Origin of the sequence: Shewanella olleyana, from assembly GCF_023283825.1 — a bacterium.
Lineage (GTDB): Bacteria > Pseudomonadota > Gammaproteobacteria > Enterobacterales > Shewanellaceae > Shewanella > Shewanella olleyana.
The window spans coordinates 67,376-88,902 of the sequence record NZ_JAKILD010000019.1 but is presented as its reverse complement, the minus strand read 5'-3'; the positions used below and the strand labels follow the sequence as shown (position 1 = coordinate 88,902).

Annotated in this window: 18 protein-coding genes; 13 read left to right on the top strand and 5 right to left on the bottom strand. The window is 38.8% G+C overall.

The features are described from left to right. Positions 1–328: 328 nt before the first annotated feature. On the top strand, positions 329–1,075 hold the full coding sequence (locus L2735_RS14310) for a tRNA (adenine(22)-N(1))-methyltransferase (protein WP_248985360.1): 747 nt from the start codon (positions 329–331) through the stop codon (positions 1,073–1,075). 62 nt (positions 1,076–1,137) lie between these two features. Here L2735_RS14310 and L2735_RS14305 read toward each other — a convergent pair whose 3' ends face one another. Both L2735_RS14305 and ppsA read right to left on the bottom strand, forming a co-directional pair. Beyond that, positions 1,138–1,860, bottom strand: coding sequence for a DUF4937 domain-containing protein (locus L2735_RS14305; protein WP_248985359.1), 723 nt, complete (start codon positions 1,858–1,860; stop codon positions 1,138–1,140). A gap of 192 nt (positions 1,861–2,052) precedes the next feature. Next, a complete protein-coding gene (ppsA, locus tag L2735_RS14300; RefSeq protein ID WP_248985358.1) occupies positions 2,053–4,422 on the bottom strand; it encodes a phosphoenolpyruvate synthase in 2,370 nt (789 codons plus the stop codon). Between the two features lie 124 nt (positions 4,423–4,546). Between ppsA and ppsR the strand changes: the two genes are divergently transcribed. From ppsR to L2735_RS14240, 12 genes are all read left to right on the top strand, one after another. After that, positions 4,547–5,359, top strand: a complete 813-nt coding sequence (gene ppsR / locus L2735_RS14295; RefSeq protein WP_248985357.1) for a posphoenolpyruvate synthetase regulatory kinase/phosphorylase PpsR — start codon at positions 4,547–4,549, stop codon at positions 5,357–5,359. A gap of 204 nt (positions 5,360–5,563) precedes the next feature. Next, positions 5,564–6,628: a 3-deoxy-7-phosphoheptulonate synthase gene (locus L2735_RS14290; protein ID WP_248985356.1), complete on the top strand. Its 1,065-nt coding sequence runs from the start codon at positions 5,564–5,566 to the stop codon at positions 6,626–6,628. 448 nt (positions 6,629–7,076) lie between these two features. Then, positions 7,077–8,156, top strand: coding sequence for a TonB family protein (locus L2735_RS14285; RefSeq protein ID WP_248985355.1), 1,080 nt, complete (start codon positions 7,077–7,079; stop codon positions 8,154–8,156). 464 nt (positions 8,157–8,620) lie between these two features. After that, entirely contained in the window at positions 8,621–9,253 is a 633-nt protein-coding gene (locus tag L2735_RS14280) for a histidine phosphatase family protein (protein WP_248985354.1), read from the top strand. A gap of 236 nt (positions 9,254–9,489) precedes the next feature. After that, complete coding sequence (locus L2735_RS14275; protein ID WP_248985353.1) at positions 9,490–9,939, top strand: acyl-CoA thioesterase; 450 nt, start codon at positions 9,490–9,492, stop codon at positions 9,937–9,939. A 311-nt stretch (positions 9,940–10,250) separates the two neighbouring features. Continuing rightward, positions 10,251–10,913 carry a response regulator transcription factor gene (locus tag L2735_RS14270; protein ID WP_248985352.1) on the top strand — a complete coding sequence of 221 codons (663 nt, stop codon included), beginning with the start codon at positions 10,251–10,253 and terminating at the stop codon, positions 10,911–10,913. A 14-nt stretch (positions 10,914–10,927) separates the two neighbouring features. After that, on the top strand, positions 10,928–11,524 hold the full coding sequence (locus L2735_RS14265; protein WP_248985351.1) for a DUF938 domain-containing protein: 597 nt from the start codon (positions 10,928–10,930) through the stop codon (positions 11,522–11,524). A gap of 191 nt (positions 11,525–11,715) precedes the next feature. Continuing rightward, a complete protein-coding gene (locus L2735_RS14260; RefSeq protein WP_248985350.1) occupies positions 11,716–12,561 on the top strand; it encodes a D-hexose-6-phosphate mutarotase in 846 nt (281 codons plus the stop codon). A gap of 329 nt (positions 12,562–12,890) precedes the next feature. Then, a complete protein-coding gene (locus L2735_RS20125; RefSeq protein ID WP_248985349.1) occupies positions 12,891–16,145 on the top strand; it encodes an intermembrane phospholipid transport YdbH family protein in 3,255 nt (1,084 codons plus the stop codon). Positions 16,146–16,186: 41 nt separating this feature from the next. Next, entirely contained in the window at positions 16,187–16,369 is a 183-nt protein-coding gene (locus tag L2735_RS14250; RefSeq protein WP_248985377.1) for a YnbE family lipoprotein, read from the top strand. Between the two features lie 17 nt (positions 16,370–16,386). Then, complete coding sequence (locus tag L2735_RS14245) at positions 16,387–16,707, top strand: YdbL family probable chaperone protein (RefSeq protein WP_248985348.1); 321 nt, start codon at positions 16,387–16,389, stop codon at positions 16,705–16,707. Between the two features lie 396 nt (positions 16,708–17,103). Then, positions 17,104–17,862, top strand: coding sequence for a transporter substrate-binding domain-containing protein (locus tag L2735_RS14240; RefSeq protein ID WP_248985347.1), 759 nt, complete (start codon positions 17,104–17,106; stop codon positions 17,860–17,862). 177 nt (positions 17,863–18,039) lie between these two features. Here L2735_RS14240 and L2735_RS14235 read toward each other — a convergent pair whose 3' ends face one another. The 3 genes from L2735_RS14235 to L2735_RS14225 form a co-directional block, all read right to left on the bottom strand. Further along, positions 18,040–18,447, bottom strand: coding sequence for a hypothetical protein (locus tag L2735_RS14235; protein ID WP_248985346.1), 408 nt, complete (start codon positions 18,445–18,447; stop codon positions 18,040–18,042). Between the two features lie 74 nt (positions 18,448–18,521). Continuing rightward, entirely contained in the window at positions 18,522–19,160 is a 639-nt protein-coding gene (locus L2735_RS14230; protein ID WP_248985345.1) for a GNAT family N-acetyltransferase, read from the bottom strand. A 389-nt stretch (positions 19,161–19,549) separates the two neighbouring features. Continuing rightward, the gene (locus tag L2735_RS14225; RefSeq protein WP_248985344.1) at positions 19,550–21,439 is read right to left on the bottom strand and encodes a choice-of-anchor I family protein; all 1,890 of its coding nucleotides are present in this window, start codon (positions 21,437–21,439) and stop codon (positions 19,550–19,552) included. Positions 21,440–21,527 lie beyond the last annotated feature (88 nt).

Here is a 21,527-nt window from a genome sequence, read left to right as displayed (position 1 = left end):
ACAACGAGCCTTTGGGTAACCGTCTGTTTTTAAGGCAATTAAAACATATAGACACTAAAACAAATAGCTATTAGTTAATTATGTAAGATTCATATTTCTTGAATACGATGATTAAGCCTCTTACTTAAATCTAGTACAGGTAATTCTTCAATTTAATCTCCGACGTTGAAGCATTAAATCAAAACATCCAAATTCATGGTAAAAAGTTTATAGTAAATAGTGCAGATTATTCATCACTATTATGACTAAATCATATACCCACAGATTGAAAACCATTACAATGCGGCGCTTTTTAGTCAACACTCCAACTTAGACTCGGATATACCCCATGAAACTCAGTAAAAGATTACAGCAAATAAATAGTATGGTCTTATCTGGGTACGATCATATTTGGGATTGTTGTTGCGACCATGGTTTTCTAGGCGGGGCTTTATTAACGCGCCAAGCGGCGCCAAATATTCACTTTGTAGATATCGTTGCTGAGTTAATGAATGAGCTCGAGCAAAAATTAATTAAACTTGATTCAAGCTCAAAGCTTAATCCTGCTGTCCCATCCAACTGGTTTACTCACTGTATGGATGTAGCAAAGCTTCCTTTAGATAAATATTGCGGTAAACATTTGATTATCATGGCAGGTGTGGGAGGTGATTTAATGAATGAATTTATCAATAGTATTCAAAAGCAGTATGCTAATTTGAATATCGATTTTTTACTTTGCCCTGTTCATCATCAATATAGTTTAAGGCAGAACCTCATTTCGCTCGATTTCAGCTTAAAACAGGAATGTCTGGTTGAAGACAACAAACGTTTTTATGAAATTCTGTTAGTTGCTAATTATACAAGCTCAGCTTGCATACCAGACTCATTAAACCCTAAGACACATAAAACTTCTCATGCAATATCTGAAGTCGGAGAGCAAATTTGGTTTAATAACATTGAAAATGAACAAAGTGTGTCTCAGCGTTACCTCAATAAAACATTAAGCCATTACCAACGAATACAGATTGGACGGAAACAAGAAGTGCAGCATATTATCGATGCTTATAAAGCGATTGATATGCCTCATACACAATGAATCATATATTGAGTGGCTATTAACCTGTAACCTCTAACCTCTAACCTCGATTTAGACGTGTTTTATCCCGCTATAACGTCCCATCGACGTTCTACTAATACTGTTTTACTGGTGATTTTTCGAGGCGAGACTTTCATACCCGAGACATTCTGAGGCGAGACTTGGGTGATGTTTTCTTGATTGAGCAACTGAGTTAAATTCGGCAAAGTTTCTAAGTTATATACCTCATAAGCTTGTTCGCTCGACCAATATGTCAATACAAGATATTTATTGGAGTCTTTTTCTTGTTGCCAAACATCACCTCCAACAAACCCTAGTTGTTTTTGTAACGCAGGAATCCCAAATTGCTTCTGCTCATCAACAAATTTTTGTTTATCAATTACACCTTCGCAAGTAACCAGACTTATGAGTTGTATCTCAGGGATATTCAGTGCTTTTAAGCTCATGGATAACACATGCTGATGTCGATTAACCTGACATGCTATAAAAGTTGACGGTTGCAGGTTTTGTTCAATGATGTCGTCATGAGTAGATTCCATAAAGTCGGTTAAATCTTGCTGTGATTGCCATAATCCAATCACAACGGCTTGATTGTGACTATCCGAATTATGTTCCTCACTAACTTGTTCACACTCCCCTTGCACCCAGCCACCTAACTGACCAATGAACCCTTCACAAGATGCAGTTAACCCCCACAGGCTTTGGCTGTGAGTAAAACTCTGTTGTTTCTTGTCAGTCACCTGACAAGTAATAATTTTAGCTATTGCCTGTTTAACTAATGCCATTTGAATCTATCCTTTTATTCATTCATCTCAATTGACATCAAATCATTAAATAGCATGTCTTAATAAAACCACTATATATGTTTAACTATTAGAGATTGCCGCTTAAGTAGCTAAACACAAATTACAGGCACAAAAAAGCCGCATTTAAGCGGCTTTTTCAAACTAACTAAGTTAGCTTAACTTAATCAGCAATTAAGCATGTTCTTCAGCTAGGTATAACCAAGTGTCGATAACTGTATCAGGGTTAAGTGATACGGTATCAATACCTTGTTCTACTAACCATTGCGCAAAGTCAGCGTGGTCAGATGGGCCTTGGCCACAAATACCTACGTATGCACCTTTCGCTTTCGCAGCTTTAATCGCTAGCGATAATAATGCTTTAACAGCGTCATTACGCTCATCGAATAAATGGCTGATGATGCCAGAATCACGGTCAAGACCTAAAGTTAACTGAGTTAAATCGTTAGAACCGATAGAGAAACCATCGAAGTGCTCTAAGAATTGGTCAGCTAATAATGCGTTCGAAGGTAGCTCACACATCATGATTACGCGTAAACCATCTTTACCGCGCTCTAAGCCCTGCTCTTTTAGTAACTCAATAACTTGAGCTGCTTCATCAACAGTACGTACGAATGGGATCATGATTTCAACGTTCTTAAGACCCATGTCGTTACGAACACGTTTAATCGCTTCACACTCTAATGCAAAACAATCGCGGAATGATTCAGAGATATAACGGCTAGCACCACGGAAGCCCAACATTGGGTTTTCTTCTTCTGGCTCGTAACGGTCACCACCAACAAGGTTAGCGTATTCGTTAGACTTAAAGTCTGACATACGTACGATAACTTTTTTCGGGTAGAACGCACTGCCGATAGTCGCAATACCTTCAACAAGACGAGCAACATAGTATTCAACTGGAGAGTCATAACCTGCGATCATCTCGTTGATTTCTTGTTGTAGCTCAGCTGGCTGTGAACTGAACTCAAGCAATGCTTTAGGGTGAATACCAATCATGCGGTTAATGATGAACTCAAGACGCGCAAGACCAACACCTTCGTTAGGCAGGCGAGCAAAATCAAATGCACGATCTGGGTTACCCACGTTCATCATGATTTTCATTGGTAGTTCAGGTAATGAATCAACACGGTTTGTGATGACTTCAAAATCTTGCTTACCGTCGTAGATGAAACCAGTATCGCCTTCAGCACATGAAACAGTCACTAGTTGACCATTTTTAATACGGTCAGTGACATCGCCACAACCTACAACAGCTGGAACACCTAGCTCACGAGCGATAATCGCAGCGTGACAAGTACGGCCACCACGATTAGTCACAATCGCGCTTGCACGCTTCATGATTGGTTCCCAATCTGGGTCAGTCATGTCAGTAACAAGTACATCACCTGGCTCGATTTGATCCATATCTTCGATTGATGCAAGCACTTTAGCCACACCTGTACCGATTTTATGACCAATTGCACGGCCTTCACATACAACATCACCCTTAGTTTGTAAGTGGTAACGTTCGATTAACTGTACGTCTTCACGGCTACGAACAGTTTCAGGACGTGCTTGAACGATATAAAGCTTACCGTCATTGCCATCTTTAGCCCATTCGATATCCATTGGACGACCATAATGCTTTTCGATGATGCAAGCTTGCTTAGCAAGTTCCATCACTTCTTCATCATTAATCGAGAAAACACTGCGCTGTTCAGCTGGGATATCTTCAATCTTCACTTGTTTACCATGTGAAGCATCGTCAGAGTAAACCATCTGAATCAACTTACTGCCGATATTACGGCGCACAACGGCTTGATGCCCTTGCGCTAAAATTGGTTTGTGCACGTAGAATTCATCAGGGTTAACCGCGCCTTGTACTACCATTTCACCTAAACCAAATGATGAAGTGATAAAGACAACGTCGTTGTTACCTGATTCAGTGTCCATGGTGAACATAACACCTGATGATGCTTTATCTGAACGTACCATACGTTGTACGCCAGCAGATAATGCGACACCTTGATGCTCGTAACCTTGGTGAACACGGTAAGAAATTGCACGGTCGTTAAATAGCGATGCATAAACGTGCTTAATAGCAAGTAGTACAGCATCAAAGCCTTTAACGTTTAGGAAAGTTTCTTGTTGACCCGCAAAAGATGCATCTGGCATATCTTCAGCTGTTGCTGATGAACGCACTGCAAATGATGCTTCTTGAGTCTCACTAGAAAGTTGCTCGTAAGCTTCGCGAATCGCGTCTTCTAGTTCTGGTTGAAATGGGGTATCAATAACCCACTGTCTGATCTGTGCACCAACTTTCGCTAATTCATTAACGTCATCAACATCCAGTGTTGCTAGAATATCGAAAATTTTCTGGTTAACACCACTTTGCTCTAGAAACTCATTAAACGCATGAGAAGTTGTAGCAAATCCGCCTGGAACTTGAACGCCTGCGTTTGCTAGGTTACTGATCATTTCACCAAGTGACGCATTCTTGCCGCCAACCTTGTTAACATCACCCATGCCTAGTTCTTGATACCAGAGTATGTATTGCTGCACAGTTATCTCTCCACAAGTTTATTTCAATGGCCCCTTCACACGAGGGCAGCGGCATTCTACACTCCCACACAAGTGACGTAAATCTATAATTTTATTTGTAATTTTATTACTACAAGAGGTCATAATGGCACCAAAAGTATTCTATATCTCAGACGGGACGGCAATCACTGCAGAAGTATTTGGACATGCTGTGCTTTCACAATTTCCAGTTGAATTTGAGGCACTTACAATTCCATTTGTTGAAACAACTCAAAAAGCTGAGAAAGTTAAGCAGCAAATTAATGATTGTTTTATTACAACAGGCGAAAGACCAATACTTTTCCATTCAATAGTCAAACCTGAAATCCGTGACATTATTTATTCAAGCGAAGGCTTGGATTATGATTTTTTGAACACTTTCGTTAGCCCGTTAGAAAAACAATTGGGTATAGAAGCGAAGCCAGTGATGAATCGTACCCATGGTAAAAGTAACTTGGGCTATGACTCTCGGATAGAAGCGATAAATTACACAATGGAGAACGATGATGGCCAAACCATGAAACATATGGATAAAGCCGACATCATTTTATTAGGGGTTTCGCGCTGTGGTAAGACGCCTTCAAGCTTGTATTTGTCGATGCAATTTGGCATTAAAGCAGCCAATTATCCGTTCGTTGAAGATGATATGGATAACTTGAAACTACCAGAAGCATTAAAACGCAATAAATCTAAACTTTTCGGTTTAACCATTGACCCTAACCGTCTCCATGAAATACGTCAGGGCCGAATGGAGAACAGCCGTTACTCGTCTTTAAGACAGTGCCGCATTGAAGTTAAAGAAGTCGAAATGATGTATAAGAAAGAGCGCATTCCTTTCGTTAATACTACTTTCCATTCAGTGGAAGAAATTTCAGCTAAAATTCTTGATATCACAGGCCTAAAACGTCATATGTTTTAAGCTAAAACATCAAGTTACAACGGTGTGAATCAAACTTGTAATAAGCCGAAAATGTTAATAACCCAACATTTTCGGCTTACTTATGTCAATTTGACCGCTTTAGTTCCCAATCTTAGTCGATTTCGACGTGTCTAACGCTGGCTAATTAGTTATAATCACGAGCAATATGATGTTAATTCATCGCAAACATGCTCGGTAAAGTGAATGACAATTAAAACAGACGAACTACGCACCTCCCTTTTATGTAAGGTAATTTCACCTGCGCAACTCGCATCTGAATATCCATTAACCCAAGATGCAGCTGATTACTTAGTAGAGCAGCGTCGTGAAGTTGAAGCCATTATTGCCGGCGAAGATCAACGTTTACTCGTTATCATTGGCCCTTGCTCAATTCATGATACTGAAGCCGCACTAGAATATGCTCAGCGTCTTTCTAAATTACACCATGAGCTTAAAGAAGACTTATGTATTGTTATGCGTGTTTATTTTGAAAAACCACGCACTATTGTGGGTTGGAAAGGCTTAATTTCTGATCCAGATTTAGACGGCAGCTTTAGCCCTAATAAAGGCTTAAGAATGGCTCGCCATCTGCTACAACAAATCACAGAGTTGAAACTTCCGATCGCCACTGAATTTTTAGACATGGTTAACGGTCAATATATTGCTGACTTAATCACTTGGGGCGCAATTGGTGCTCGTACCACTGAAAGCCAAATTCACCGTGAAATGGCGTCAGCACTTTCTTGCCCTGTAGGGTTTAAGAACGGTACCGATGGCAACATCAATATCGCTGTAGATGCAGTACGCGCAGCGCAAGTGCCGCACATCTTCTACTCACCAGATAAAGATGGCGCAATGGCAGTATACCGAACCCACGGTAACCCATACGGTCACATCATTCTGCGCGGTGGTAAAAAGCCTAACTACTCAGCTGAAGATGTTGAGTCAGTTCGTTCGCAACTTGAAACTGTCGGTGTTACTCAGCGTATTGTGGTTGATTTCAGCCATGGTAATAGCGAGAAGAAACACAAGAACCAATTGAATGTTGCAGATAGCATTATGGCGCAAATGCGCAGTGGCAGTACTGCTGTAGCGGGCATTATGGCTGAAAGCTTTATGATTGAAGGCAATCAAAAAGTAGTTGAAGGACAACCTTTAACTTATGGTCAGAGTATTACTGATGCTTGCCTACATTGGGAAGATTCAGAGACGTTATTACGCGAATTAGCTCAAGCTTCAAAAGAGCGTAAAGCACTACTTGCCAAGTAAGCATTTAATTAACAAAAGCTAATTCAATAATTTATAAAAAACCAATCATGTTAATGATTGGTTTTTTTGTTTTCTAGCCAGTTTAAGGCACAGCTTAAATAGTCGTTAAGTAAGTATAAAGCCTGCGCCTTCTTCCTCTAAAGATTGTAACGGTAGTCGCTCAAACAAGTTTTTGATTTTATATAATTTTAAACGACTTAGACTCAAAGTACTTCCCCCTTGAATTATCAATAGTACCAATGAAGTCACTTTCCATGATTGAAAGACTGCTAATAACAGCCCTGTAAACTCAGAGCTTCGTGCATATCAGCTAACGCAACAAAGCCAAACTCACATCACTTCCTCAGAAATACTTAATGAGTAAATTAAATTGTTATCAAGATGAGTAAAGGTTAATATTCGCTAATGTAACGGATAAGAATAGCTTTATTTTTCAAAAGGATTTGTCATGAGTATTAAGACTTACAAGTTAAGCAGATTAACGATTTTAATTGGCTGTTTAGTGCTTCCACTGCAATTATCTGCAACCCCATCAGAGTTCAAACAAGCATACAAAGCTTACAATGAGGCTTTTGAAGCTGGAGATACCGAGCAAGCAGCAAAATCAGCCCAACAAGCTTTTGATTTAGGCAAAGTGTTATACGGTGAAACAAGTATAGACACAGCAAACCTTGGATTTAACCTTGCGATTTCACTCGCAAATAATTATCAATTTGATGAGGCTGAACCCTATTTTGCCTCCACTCTGGCCTTATACAAAACTCATTTCGGTGAAGATAGCGTGCAGCTTGTTGACCCTCTTCTAACCTATGCAGATAAAACCAAAGACTTAAAGCTGGCTAAAAACTTACTCTCTGACGCTAGAAAAATTGCCGATGATAGTGGCAAACCAATACTTTACGCCCACACTCTATCCGCGAGTTATTCCAAACTTGTGCAAACCAAATACGATAAGAAACAAGTCCGAAAATATATTTTGCAAGCTAAAGACATATATAGTGAATTACTGCCTGCCGACTCTAACGTCTTAGTGAACTCAAGGTTTGAAAGTTCAGCTGTTTATCTAGCAAATAAAAAATATGACAAAGCTGAAGTAGAGTTACTGGAAGTCATCAATCAATACCAAGCGCTTGATTATACGCACCCATATGAACTGGCAGCTCATGCCCATTTAGTCGCTATGTATAGTGAAAAAGAAAAATCAGATCTTGCCACGCAACATTGCTTAGCCATTGGCAGTATGAAGCCTTGGAGTCAAGAGCAGCAACAAACACCTATTTACCGTGTAAATCCAAAGTATCCAAGCCGAATGGCTGCACGACGCACTGAAGGAATGGTGCAATTAAGCTTTGTTGTCGATGAACAAGGGTTTGTATCTGAGCCTGAAGTGATAATGTCTGAAGGTGGCAAAGCATTTGAAAGGGAAAGTATTAAAGTCCTTAAAAAATGGCGCTATGCCCCTAAATTTGTTGATGGTAAGCCAGTAAAAGCAACTTCAACAGTGCAGTTAGATTACAGCATGGGTTAACTCTGATATATGACCCGCTAATATCGAAATCATAAATAGTTAACTCGTAATGAGTTAACTATAAAAAACAATCAATTCCTTGGCAGGTAGCTACAACTTTCAGCCAACGACATTGCTCCATTGGATGTCAGGCATAAAATAAATGTCCAAATGCCTACATTAACCTTAATTCCTTAATACTTCCCATGCTCACGAATCAACCAATCACGCTAAAAAGTTGACTAACACGTCAACTTACAGATATGGTCTTAAACTATAAAGTGTTACTTAAACGTTAATTTTTTACGCGAAATTAAGTCAACTAACAATAATAAATAGCCATCACTCGACTTGTTTTGTATCAAAAATCGATACCATCACACTGCATAAAAAATCGATAATGGAAGGATTCCTTCTGTGTTGTATCGTTAATAAGAAAAGCTTTGAAAATAAAGAGAATAAAAAGAAAATTTGAGGGAGATAACGTGGATACAAACTATAAAAAACAAATGCAACGAAGGTACGTTACTGGATTACTTATGACCTTCGGTTTACTGGCCGTATTAAGTGTAATGATGTTCAGCAGTGGACTTATCGCAGCAGAGAAACCGAACTCTTCAAATCAGACTCTTAATAATCACTCTATTAATAATCTCTCTGAAAATCACAGCACTGATAACCAAAGCGTAAACAATCAAAACAAAACTTTTATTTTAGTCCGCCATGCAGAAAAACAAACAGGTAAAGATCCAATACTAACGCAAGATGGAACACAAAGAGCTAACCGACTTGCGAATATGCTTTCATCTGTTCCGTTAACGGCCATATACAGCACTAATTATCAAAGAACTCAATTAACCGCCCTTCCAACTTCAGAGTTAGTCGCTGTAAACATCACTGATTACAACCCTAGCCAACTCAGCTCTTTTGCAGAAAAACTGAAATCCAGCCCGCACTCACATAGTTTGATTGTAGGCCATAGTAATACAACGCCAGAACTCGTTAGTCTTCTTGGTGGAGATGCTGGAACAGAAATTAATGAAAAGTCAGAGTTTGGTCGTGTATATATACTGACAAGTAAAGATGGTGATATGAGCACCTTAGTACTGCATTATTGAAGTATTTGTAAAAGTTCTATTAATTACTGCCTGCATTTCCCCTTCTTTAAATACTTTGTTTAATCAAAACCTACCTCAGTGTAATGTAAGCAATAGGTAACACGACACAAGTCATATCGAGGATATTATAATAGCCTGCAACATAGAACAATCATATTAGCGCTACCTATTTTAAAGCCACCTCCGTATAATCCTGCATCCAGCTAGAAGTACTTAGAAGAATATTAGGTAGTTGAATGCCCTTTACTAATAACGTTTCACCAGAAAATAATCCAACATTACCAAAAGAAATTAGCGACAGAATTGACCATTCTGAGGCTAAAGTCATTAAAGCTATTTTTCCTTCAAACACTAACCATCACAACACCTTATTCGGCGGTGATGCATTAGCTTGGATGGATGAAACAGCCTTTATCGCAGCAACTCGCTTTTGCCGTAAGGCTTTAGTCACCGTTAGTTCTGATAGAATTGATTTTAAAAAAGCAATTCCAGCAGGAAGTCTTGCAGAACTAGTGGCGCGGGTGATCCATGTTGGTAATACTTCTTTAAAAGTAGAAGTAAATATTTTTGTAGAAGACATGTACCAAGACTTACGTGAACATGCCATAAGAGGTGTTTTCACATTCGTTGCTGTCGATGAGCAAAGAAACCCTATCCCTGTTTGGCCAGTAAACACTGAAGTTTAAGCTGATATTTTTCTTTTTAAACAGCAAAACATCAAACCCTGCTAATTTTAGACCTGCTGGAAAGCGAGATTCTTTCCAGTTTTATAGCCTATTGTTTATAAAACCAACCAATTAACACTCCGCTTTGGTTTCAGCAAGCAATTAATTGTTTTAGCTTTTGCCCAAAAGAGCAGCCGCATTAGACCAAAGTCTAAGCTACAATATTAATTAACTGTTTTCGTTATACTCTTGCACTTTAATCGTAGATCGATAACCAAGTTATCTGTTACATTAAAATTACCTTCACGTGCAACCAAGACAACTAAAAAGCCATGAAGCTACAAAACTTAAATATTATTATTGCAGACGACCATCCCTTATTTAGAAATGCATTGAGACAAGCATTAAATAATGCTTTTCAAGGCACTAATTGGTTTGAAGCTGACAGTGCAGAAGCACTACAAACAATTCTCGATGAAAAAGCGACAGATCTTGATTTAATTTTACTTGATCTTCAAATGCCAGGTTCTCATGGCTATTCAACATTGATTCATCTTCGTGGTCACTACCCTGATATACCCGTTGTGGTTATTTCAGCTCACGAAGATATTCAAACGATTAGTCGCGCTATTCATTACGGAAGCTCTGGCTTTATTCCCAAATCAGCTTCAATGGATACCCTTAAGCAAGCACTTGATGCTGTATTGTACGGCGATATTTGGTTACCAGAAGGAACTGAGATCCTCGAAGTCAATGACGATCCAACAAGTCAGATGGCAAATAAGCTGTCAGACTTAACACCGCAGCAATACCGCGTATTACAAATGTTTGCTGAAGGTTTGCTTAACAAGCAAATCGCCTATGATTTTGGTGTGTCAGAAGCCACCATTAAAGCTCATGCGACTGCTATATTTCGTAAGCTTGGAGTAAGAAATCGTACTCAAGCTGTTATTGCATTACAGCAACTTGAAATGGAAAAGGTAGACCTATCTTAAGTCATGCTTCACAATTGCCGTTTTCACAAGCCTGTGAAAATAATAAAGGACCGATACTTGTTGAGCTAAAACGTATTTTTGCTAATAGCCAACAAGTATTAGAAATAGGCAGCGGCACTGGACAACATAGTGTCCACTTTGCTGAAAACCTTCCACATGTTACTTGGCAAGCAAGCGACCAAAACAGTTATTTAACTCACTTAAATGCCCGTATTGAACTTTTAGGTATCCCTAACTTATTACCTGCATTTGGTCTTGATGTCACACTGAATTGGCCAACTCAGATGATATCCCCTGACCTTGATAGCATTTTCACTGCCAATACATTACACATCATGAGCAAATCAATGGTAGAAGCCTTTTTTACAGGTATTGGCCAGTCTCTTATTAAGACTTCACAAGTCGCAATTTATGGCCCTTTTAATTATCAAGGTGAGTTCAGCAGTGAGAGCAACGCATCATTTGATGAGTGGTTAAAACAAAACAACCCTGAAAGTGGAATTCGAGATATCGAATGGATCACTGCACTCGCTGAACAACAAGGGTTAATACTGCAAGCCGATATCGAAATGCCGGCCAATAATCGTTTGCTGCACTTTAGCCGAAATTAACGAACTGATACCGAAATTAGCGAACTGAGTTTAATCCAGCTAAGTTAATCGATTTGAGTCTAATCAGTTTATGTTATTTATCAAACACTCAAACCGTAATAACAAAGAGTAAATCACTTAAAATATCATGCAAAAATTTGTAAGCTAATAGCTAGATTTAAATATCTCATTACACATAAGGAAAACGCATTATGGGTTCGGTTACCACTAAAAAACACCCAAACGGTTTAGATTATGTCGAAGTAAATACTGATTTATGCCAAGCCAGTATTTTTCTACAAGGCGCGCAAATTGATTACTTTAAACCAGCAAATAATTCACCATTATTGTGGGTATCTGATGCCGATGATTACCAACCAGGTAATGGCATTCGTGGCGGGATCCCAGTTTGTTGGCCATGGTTTGGTGCAAGCGCAGTTGAAGGTTTTCCTCAACATGGGTTTGCGAGAACCAGTATCTGGTCACTCGCCTCAGTGAAAATGCGTAATCAATTAGTGGATCTAACTTTTACACTTAAGATCACCGAAGATAATAAACAGTTTTGGCCACACGACACCGAAGTTAGTGTCTTGTTTACCCTTGGGGAAACCCTATCGGTGAGCATCGTTAACAAAAATAACTGTGATTACCCTGTTAACCTCACTCAAGCTTTACATACCTATTTTCCAATCGAGGACATACACCAATTAAAAGCTACTGGGTTTTCTGGTGCAAAATATATTGAATTTGGAAAAGGGCCTTATCAACAAGATAGTGATGAAGTCAGTTTTAACAGAGAAACCGATCGCGTTTATACTGATTTAGGTGGAACGCAACTTTTACATACTCCAAATGGCACGATTGAAGTCAGCCGCGAAAACAGTCAATCCGCGGTTTTATGGAATCCATGGATTGACAAGTCACAACGTTTATCTCGCTTTGAAGACAATGACTATCTCACTATGGTGTGCCATGAAGCTGCAAATGTACTAGAAGATGAAGTACAACTAGCGCCAGGTGAAAGCCACACTTTGACCACACACATACGCTGGCGCTAATAGCGACAAATACGTGGCTAAAGCGATTAAAATAATCATGTGTGTCTAAGACTAAATCTTAGGCACCTATTTTATTGATTTCACTTATTAGATTAAATGTAAAGAGCCACCGCTGCTTAGCTATGCTATCCTTCCTTAAACTCAATAAATCAATATCTTAAAGACTACATACCCTAATGGCAGGCCGCATTTTTACAGTTAAGCGATTCCTTTTATTGTGCTTTTTTACAATCGCAATAGGCTTAGTCCTGCTTCAACAAAACTTCAGACCATTAGCACTCAACTTCATTAATTCATTAACTGAACCCTATAATGTCGAAGTAATAGATGTGAAAGTGAAGCTGACAGATCTAACCCAGTTAAAACTATCAGATCTTAACCAATTATCTTTGCCTTGGCTTAAGATGCATTATCAAGACAGTATCATTGAGCTTAAGGATATTCAGTTAGATTTATTTGATGGTTATCGTGCTATCAAAAGTATGTCTTTAAGTATTGAGGATATAAAAGCACTGCATATTGCAGATATTCAGGTCACCTTAGGTGAGAGTTTTTTACAAAGACAAGAGCAAGGCGAAAATTCTGACAATCTGGGCTTAAGCATAAATCACATACCACAGATAGCATTAGATAATATCAGTGTTTATCTGCCTAGTGCATTGCAAGATAAATTCCCCTTTCCAATCATTCAAACTCAATACTTACAACTCGCTGATACCTCATCTGAAGAGAAGCTAAACTCAAACATCACACAGCAAAGAGCGACTAAAAAATTGTCTGCGACATTACATTTAATGCAGCAACAAGCCCTTAAGTTTGACTTAACATTAGACAAAGAACATTGGCTTCTTAACCATCAAACTGACATAGAGACACTTCTTGTAGGATTAGCTGAGTTTAATGGCGCATTGGAATTAGCTTTTACACAATACTCAAGCCAAGCCAACAAACAGAATGATGTGAACACGAGTGCTAAAACAGATCACTTAACTAAAAAACCCGAGTTCATGACGGCACTTGAGCGTTTTGTGCAACATCTAGATGAATCACAAATTGAAGTTAACGGTAAATGGAGCAGCCAAACAACACTCGATTTACTTCGTGGGTCTATTACAAGTCAACATAGGGTTATGCCAGTTGTAGATTCTCGAACAGCTAATCTCGCAACGACAGCTAATACATCTAGTACAGCTAGAACATCAAGGTCGCCGATAATCAGCAGTCCATTAATCAGCAGTCCATTAATCAGCAGTCCATTAATCAGCCATCCCTTAATTAGCAGCCCATTGATTCCAAGTATTGCTTTTACGCCAGAATCACCAATTGAGTTCGCTATAGACTATAGCCCTGATACAGACAATTCCCCTGCTAAATTATCCTTTGAGTTACAACCTATAATTTGGCACCTTAAGACTCACCATCAGCAATTAGATGAATTAATCAACTTATTTAACTTATCTGATTTCACTGTATTAGATAGGCAAGCCACGACGTTGGCAGCTGAACTCACTCACCCAATCAATTGGACTTTATCCTTAGATAAGCCCTTAACGATTGAAATGCCAATTAATAACCAATCTATGGCAAATGTTCTTAATACCGATTTAAGCTTAAGTGCGAGTCATCCGGCTGTTTCAGCAACACTCAACATTAACGAACTTTCAATAGACAACTTACCAACTGATCTTATATCTAAAGGCCTCGGTTCTGTCGAGGCTAGCAACTTTCAATTACATTCAGCACTAAGCCTTAACCTCAAACAAGAGCAAAAAGTTGATTTACTGACGCATCAGAACAAAGAAAAGTCAGACGCTAATAATGAAGTCATTGATAACAATACCTTCAATAATGATAAAATTTTAATTGATGACAGTATTTTAATTAATGATTCGGAAGTTAATATTTTTGCAACTTTATCTGTAGTTCCTCAATCAGCAAAGATTACCTTACTACCGCAATCTGAAATACACACAAAGCAGCTAACGCTGCAATTACCCCATAAATCATTATCTTTTGATAACCTATATTGGCAACTCACAAAACCTGCAAGCATTCAAACCAGCTATGAGTTGAGTACAAATAATATCATTCAATCAGCAGAGCTCATGCTTGCTGATTTTATGCTTGGTTTTGAGTCATTTTCCTTTAATAACCATCAAGATAGTGCTCTTTTAACTGAAAGCTTTGAAGTTTTTTTAGGTACATTCGAAGTTAAAGCTCAACAGGCTATAGAGTTATCAGTCAATCTAGATTCAAACGTTCAAGCTGCATCATCAGATATTAACGCTGTTGCAATTAATCATTCTGAAAACCAATCAAATCAAACACTGTTTTCAGAATTACTCGCGCAGACTAACGAAACGGAGCTGGATTGGAAGTTACAAAATATCCGTATTGATAAGCTCATCCCCAATCGTTCAAAGGTACGTCGATACAAAGTGCTGCGCCTTGATGAAATCACACTCAACCAGCAACTTCGTTTACAGCAGCAGTTATTAACGGGTAAAGAGCTTTGGCAGCTTGATGATCTATTGCTATCAAGTTATCACCTACTCAGGTTACCTCAACAACAAACCCCTGTTTCTTTAGCGGGGCAATGGCAAGTTGATACAGATTTACAGTCGGTGATAAACACCTTAGGTCAAACTCAAATGTTACCTGATAATCTAACGCTATCAGGACACAATAAACTAAATGCAGGGTTCGCTCTCAACGAGAGCCAAGGTGTCTCTTTATTTGAAATGAAATTTGAGCAGCAGCTTACTCAATTGGATGCTCAATACAATGACAACTTCTTTTATGATGCTAACTTAACCTCCAACTGCCAATTCAACTGGCAACAAGTTCACAGTACTCGTAGTCAGCCAACAACCTATAGTCAAAGTCGTCTTTTATGTCAGCAAGCTGAACTCAATATTGCTGATGCTTATGTTGGTGTAAATCTTGAAAACATCAATCTTAAAGCCAACATCTCATTGGGTAAAAATGATGAATTACCCGCTAAAAATTGGTTACAAGAAATTAGCGGCCTTAGTGATACCGATGTTAATTTAACTGCTAGCGGTGATTTATTAGATGGTCAATTCCTCGTGCCTGAATTTTATCTAAAATTACATGACAGATCTGAAGGTTACTTTGTATTAAACGGCATCAGTTTAGAAGCATTGTTAGCCGCGCAACCCCAAGTGGGTGTTTATGCAGATGGTATTTTCGATGGCGTGCTTCCAGCAACATTAATCGATGGTAAAGTGACAATAAAAGGCGGCCATTTAGCCGCTAGACAACCCGGTGGGCTTATACAAGTCTCCAACAATCCAGCTCTTGAGCAAATTCGTAATACTCAACCCTATTTAGACTTTGTCGTGCAGGCTCTAGAACATCTTGAATACAGTCAATTGAGTAGTAGTTTTGACATGGAAGATAATGGCGATGCTTCCCTTAAAATACAGGTAAAAGGTAAAAGCCAAGATATTGAAAGGCCTATACATTTGAACTATTCTCATGAAGAGAACTTATTTCAGTTGTACAAAAGTACGCAGATCGGCAACCAACTGCAAAATGATATTGAACGTTCCGTGAAGTAAATTTCGAGAAGTAAAAGGACAACTCAGTGAAAATTCATTCGATATATAACTTATTACTATTGTGTTCAGGTAGTTTGCTCATCACTGCCTGTTCGCCAACGGTAAAAATTGCCCCGCCTGATAAGCCCATTGAGATAAATCTCAATGTTAAAATCGAGCATGAAATCATTATTAAAATCGATAAAGAACTGGATATTTTACTAGAAGATGAAGAGTTATTTTAATTAATAGGGATCACATTATGAAGCTAGCAATCATTGCCTTATTAACTGGGCTATTAGTATCGGTTAATGCTTATGCATTAACATTGCAGCAAGCCAAATCACAGGGTTTAGTTGGCGAGCAAACCAATGGATATCTCGGCTTAGTCGTCAATAATACTGAAGCTAAACAACTTATGACTGAGGTTAATGCGAAACGAAAACAGCATTATCAAAAAATAGCTAAAAAAAATAAACTGTCGACATCCGATGTTGCCAATAGAGCCGCCAAAAAAGCCATTGCAGCTGCTGACAAAAATCATTTCATTCAAAACTCTGCTGGTAAATGGCAACAAAAATAAACACCCATCCTCAACTTACAATGTAAATGCCAGCAGTTAATGGGCTATAATTTTTTTAAGCAAAAAGCTGACTGGCATCATTTACATTTGTAACCTTCAGAAAATAACTTTCAATTTATTACATGCTCATTTCGTCAGTTACTAGCCCTACTCTAATTTATCTCTGTATCAATTTTGCCTTAACATAGAACCTGCCAACTGCACCGTAACCTCCAACACATCTAGCTTTAGTTTTAAACGGCGAATTCTGAATCTATTAAAAATTATAGTCATAATTCAATAACCTTATTTCATAAACGGGTATTCTTTTACTCATTCAAAAGTGTTACATTTTTAACACTAGTCAATTATTTGTCTGGTGTCATTTTTGCCATTTACCTTTCTTACTTTGAGCATATGAACAAAATTCTTTCTGCTATTGCCGCACTCATAATGTTAATCAATCCCGTACAAGCTAAACCTGTCGTTAATGTCGGAGGTTATTTATTTGCGCCATATGTGAATGTTACCGAAGGGGGAATGTTCCAAGGTTTTACTATTGATTTAATCGCAGCATTTAACGAACTGCAGTCAGAAGTCAATTTCCAGTTCGTTAACACGAGTATAGGCAACCGCTATCAAGCTTATAAAATTGGTCGTTTTGATATGATGATTTTTGAGAGCCCAGTATGGGGCTGGCAGAATTTTGATACCACTTTTATTCCACTTGATATCAAAGATGGTGAAGTATTTATCACCCTTAGGGGAAGTAATAAAAATCAACGTTACTTCTCATCGTTCGCGGGGAAATCACTGAGTCTTGTTAGTGGTTATCACTACCAATTTGCTGATTGGAATACCGATGACAATGAACTTGCTAATAATTTCAATGTTCAGTTTGTGCATACTAATAAAGCATCGATTGAAAGTGTCATTAAAGGGCGAGCTGATATCGCACCTGTGACATATTCATACCTAATGCACTACCTGCAAACACACCCTGAAGCGCGATCGCAACTATTAATATCCGACAGATTAGATCAATCTTATTCCCACAGTATTTTGATTAAGCCGGATGCTATTATCTCAGCCAGTGATGTTAAACAATGGTTTGAGGAAATAAGACGTTCAGGAAGATTAAAAAGAATAGCCAGCAAATATAATGTCGATATTTGAGGTTTACGCTAAATGCTAAATCAAAAATTTGGATTAAACGTTCTAAAAAATAGTGTTTGAATTAGGACTAAAATAAAACTTGCTGACAATAATGCCGCCAACATTACTAATATCATCAACAAGTTATATTTTAAATAGGTAGATAAACCCTCAACACTCTAGCTTAAACCTTACACACTACATCGTCACCATTGCCCAATACTCAAGACGAGATTTAGGGTCAAGCACAACCTTTTTACACAAATCTTTATACTTACCCATTAATGGGCCTAATCCACTAGAACCGCCTAAACTAGCAATTTGTTGCTCTTTCGCCGTCGCTACAGCGGCTTCTACTTCGTCAGCAGCCATGTACTGACCCGCTAGCTTTTCAGCTTCAAGCCCTGAGTCTTTAAGTCTTCCACCCACGGCTTGCATTTGAGGCGCATCCATTCCCATGATCACGCCAGATGCAATTTCATAATACGCAGCGCACTGCACCAGCTCGTTACTAAAAGCTTCTTCTGCTTTGTCTTGGGCAAAACTAGTCGTGGAAGCTGTTAGCAAAACGACTGTTGCGGCTAATTTAAATCCTTTGTTTAACATGAAATATCCTTGATTGTTTTTATCATTTTATACTTAGCTAAAAGCTAAATATCTAAACCATCATGCTTAATGATTTAGTAATTAATTTCGGCATGTAAGATGGCCGTCGTATTTTGCTGCTGATAATAATCTAAGCGATGTTTTAAATGCTTTTTCACTGTGGTCCATTCAGTGTCAATAATGGAATACACCACAGTGTCTCTTACAGTGCCATCTTTAAGTAATTTATGGTTTCTTAATACGCCATCTTGTTTGGCGCCTAAACGCATGATTGCTTGTCTTGAAGCTTGATTATGCCAATGGGTTCTAAACTCTACCGCCATCACATCTAAGGTGCCAAAAGCATATTCAAGTATTAATAATTTTGTTTCGGTGTTTACAGCGGTTCGTTGCGCCCTTTTCGCATACCATGTATAGCCAATCTCTAAACGTCTGTTAGGTTGATCCCAATGACAAATACGAGTACAACCAATAATCTCGCCTGAGGTCTTTTCACGCACAACAAAAGCTAAGGCTTCACCTCGACTTTCCTGAGCCAAGGCTTTTTCGACATACGCTTTCATATCATCAGGGTGCGGCACAGTGGTAAACCACAGTTCCCATAAATTACCATCTGATGCTGCCAAGCTTAATGCTGCCACGTGCTCAAGTGTCAGCGGCTCTAAAATGACATGTTCACCTGTTAAACAAGTGTCACTGTTCACTTCTGCCATTTACTTCTCCAATTAAGTCGTTAACTTGCTCACATAAAGACAGAATACATGATCTAGAGCAGAATAAAATCACCTTTTTATTCTGAAAAACAATAACTGTATTAGTAGCTTCTGAAGATAGTTCAATTATCACTGTGCTTATATCAGTCCATCTTGCCTTTAAAATTTAACCAAATAAAAAGCCAATATTTTTCAATATTGGCTTTGCACAGCAAAAGCTGTCGTTGAGTATATTACGTCAATATGCAGTTGGGAGCTGCAACTAACGATACTAGTAAACCGTGTATATATGACGGTTTAACGATAACGAGATGACCAGATGACTAAATACCCTATAAATTTAGCAACCCGTTTAATTCTCGCTATGCCGTCAGCATTTAACGCTAGCGTTATTGATTAAAAGTCAGTTGGTACACACTCGTTGTCCCACTCACTTCGTTACCAATCACTAATAATGGCATGCCTGTAGGGTTTGACTCTGCGCTGATAAACTTCATACCTTCTGGCCCAAGATCGCCAGCTAACTCTGGTTGACCGGTAATATCATCTCCATCAATTTCAAAATCGATGTCGAAATCACGGTTAATCACATAATCAATAAAACTGACGTTGAAAGGGTTAGTAATATCATAAACCATAAAACCGCCCGTTCTCTCTAAACCAATAAAGGCATATTTTTTGTCACCAATTTCGCCAATAGCAAGTGCTTCTGGCTCAGGACCTTTATCATCACTGCGGCTGTCGCCTTTGCTTTCTTCATTATGATTATTGAAGTTATCGCCTAAAATCACAGCTGTAATACGTTCAAATTGACTGCCACTATCGAATACTTGTTGGCCGTCATGGCTCCAGATAGAGAATGAACGAGCTCCATAGGAGACGATTTTATCCATATCGCCGTCGCCATCTTCATCACCCATACTGGTAGTGATTTTCAAACGACCAAGTTGAGTTTTATCTTGAGCAGCTAAAATTTGAGGATGATTTGGGTCTAAAATTAAATCTTCAGCACGTTCTTCTTCAGAAAAACCATCATAATCTCTAGCGTCACCTTCGTTAGCCGTCACAATGAAATCTTGACCATGCCACTGATAGCTGGCGATAGTATCGGGTTGATACATACCATAAACGCCTTCGTAAGCCGCAATATTAATCGCATCATCTTTGTCGCTGGCATCAATTTCGTTACCTGCTTTTCCATAATCTTTAAGTCCAAGCCCATTGATGCTTTCAACCGAGTTATCTTCAAGGTTGATCACTGCAATAGCATTGTTTTCTTGCAAACTAACGTAGGCAAATTGATTATCTTTAGATACCGCAACATATTCAGGTTCTAAATCCTGTGATACCGATGCGCCAGGTCCGTTTAACTTAATTAAATCACTTAGCTCATCATGGCGTGCATTACCCGCATCAAACTCGTTAAAGGTAATTAAGGTCGCAGTATCTGCTGGCATGCTATCAAGGATATTGATCACTGCAACAGTCCCTTCAGGATCAACAGTGTAAGAAGAATTTGGTTCGCCTTCATTGGCAACAATGACTTTGGCACCATCATGAGTAAAGACAACATTATCAGGCAGAGCACCAACTGTGACCGCTTTAATGAAACTTGGCGCTTCAGACTCAGAAAGTTGGTAAAAAGCGATAATGCCATTACCTTGAGTTGCATTCCCTGCATCATCTTCACGCTCAACGGCTGCAGCTAAAAGGTTATCAAAAATACTAATACTATTAACGCTGCCTAAACCTGACATTTCAGCATCTGTTGCTACATCTAAACTAAATGCCTTACTCAGGTTATTGAGAGTACTGGACTCAGCATCTTCAGCGGATTCAGTACTCAGAGTCGATAAGTCAATCGCATCGACCATACCACTTTGCGCGTTGACGACATATGCGAGGTGACTAGCGGCATGATAATCGACAATCTCTGCAGCACTTTTACCAAAGATACCAGATTCATAACGACCAACTAACCCTAAAGATAATGCACCTTGTGAGGTATTACAGATAACTTGTGCTTGGTCACTAATAATCTCGTCAGCATCAAGAACACCATTACTATTAGCATCGATTCCGGTATCGATTTGCTTACCACCAAAAGGACACATGGCATGACCTGACGCTAACGTACTCGTTGCAAGCAGAGAAGTAAGGCCATTTGAGCCGTTAATACCGTCGACGCCATTCACACCATCAGTTCCATCATCGCCATCACAGCCAGCCAAAAACATCATCGAAACTACAGCTGCTAGTGGTAAAAGTTTGGTTTTCATTATCATTATCCTGTTGCGTACTTGTTATAAAAATTTCAAGTAAGCTAACCAAGTTCAATGACAGTCAAGCGACACTCTTATTAAGCTA

What these genes read in the sequence shown, in the direction of transcription:
- L2735_RS14230 (WP_248985345.1), bottom strand. Translation starts at nt 19,160, where the DNA reads ATGGCAGAAGTGAACAGTGACACTTGTTTAACAGGTGAACATGTCATT.
- L2735_RS14245 (WP_248985348.1), top strand. Translation starts at nt 16,387, where the DNA reads ATGAAGCTAGCAATCATTGCCTTATTAACTGGGCTATTAGTATCGGTT.
- L2735_RS14225 (WP_248985344.1), bottom strand. Translation starts at nt 21,439, where the DNA reads ATGAAAACCAAACTTTTACCACTAGCAGCTGTAGTTTCGATGATGTTT.
- L2735_RS14240 (WP_248985347.1), top strand. Translation starts at nt 17,104, where the DNA reads ATGAACAAAATTCTTTCTGCTATTGCCGCACTCATAATGTTAATCAAT.
- L2735_RS14270 (WP_248985352.1), top strand. Translation starts at nt 10,251, where the DNA reads ATGAAGCTACAAAACTTAAATATTATTATTGCAGACGACCATCCCTTA.
- L2735_RS14290 (WP_248985356.1), top strand. Translation starts at nt 5,564, where the DNA reads ATGACAATTAAAACAGACGAACTACGCACCTCCCTTTTATGTAAGGTA.
- L2735_RS14235 (WP_248985346.1), bottom strand. Translation starts at nt 18,447, where the DNA reads ATGTTAAACAAAGGATTTAAATTAGCCGCAACAGTCGTTTTGCTAACA.
- L2735_RS14275 (WP_248985353.1), top strand. Translation starts at nt 9,490, where the DNA reads ATGCCCTTTACTAATAACGTTTCACCAGAAAATAATCCAACATTACCA.
- L2735_RS14260 (WP_248985350.1), top strand. Translation starts at nt 11,716, where the DNA reads ATGGGTTCGGTTACCACTAAAAAACACCCAAACGGTTTAGATTATGTC.
- ppsR (WP_248985357.1), top strand. Translation starts at nt 4,547, where the DNA reads ATGGCACCAAAAGTATTCTATATCTCAGACGGGACGGCAATCACTGCA.
- L2735_RS14310 (WP_248985360.1), top strand. Translation starts at nt 329, where the DNA reads ATGAAACTCAGTAAAAGATTACAGCAAATAAATAGTATGGTCTTATCT.
- L2735_RS14285 (WP_248985355.1), top strand. Translation starts at nt 7,077, where the DNA reads ATGAGTATTAAGACTTACAAGTTAAGCAGATTAACGATTTTAATTGGC.
- L2735_RS14305 (WP_248985359.1), bottom strand. Translation starts at nt 1,860, where the DNA reads ATGGCATTAGTTAAACAGGCAATAGCTAAAATTATTACTTGTCAGGTG.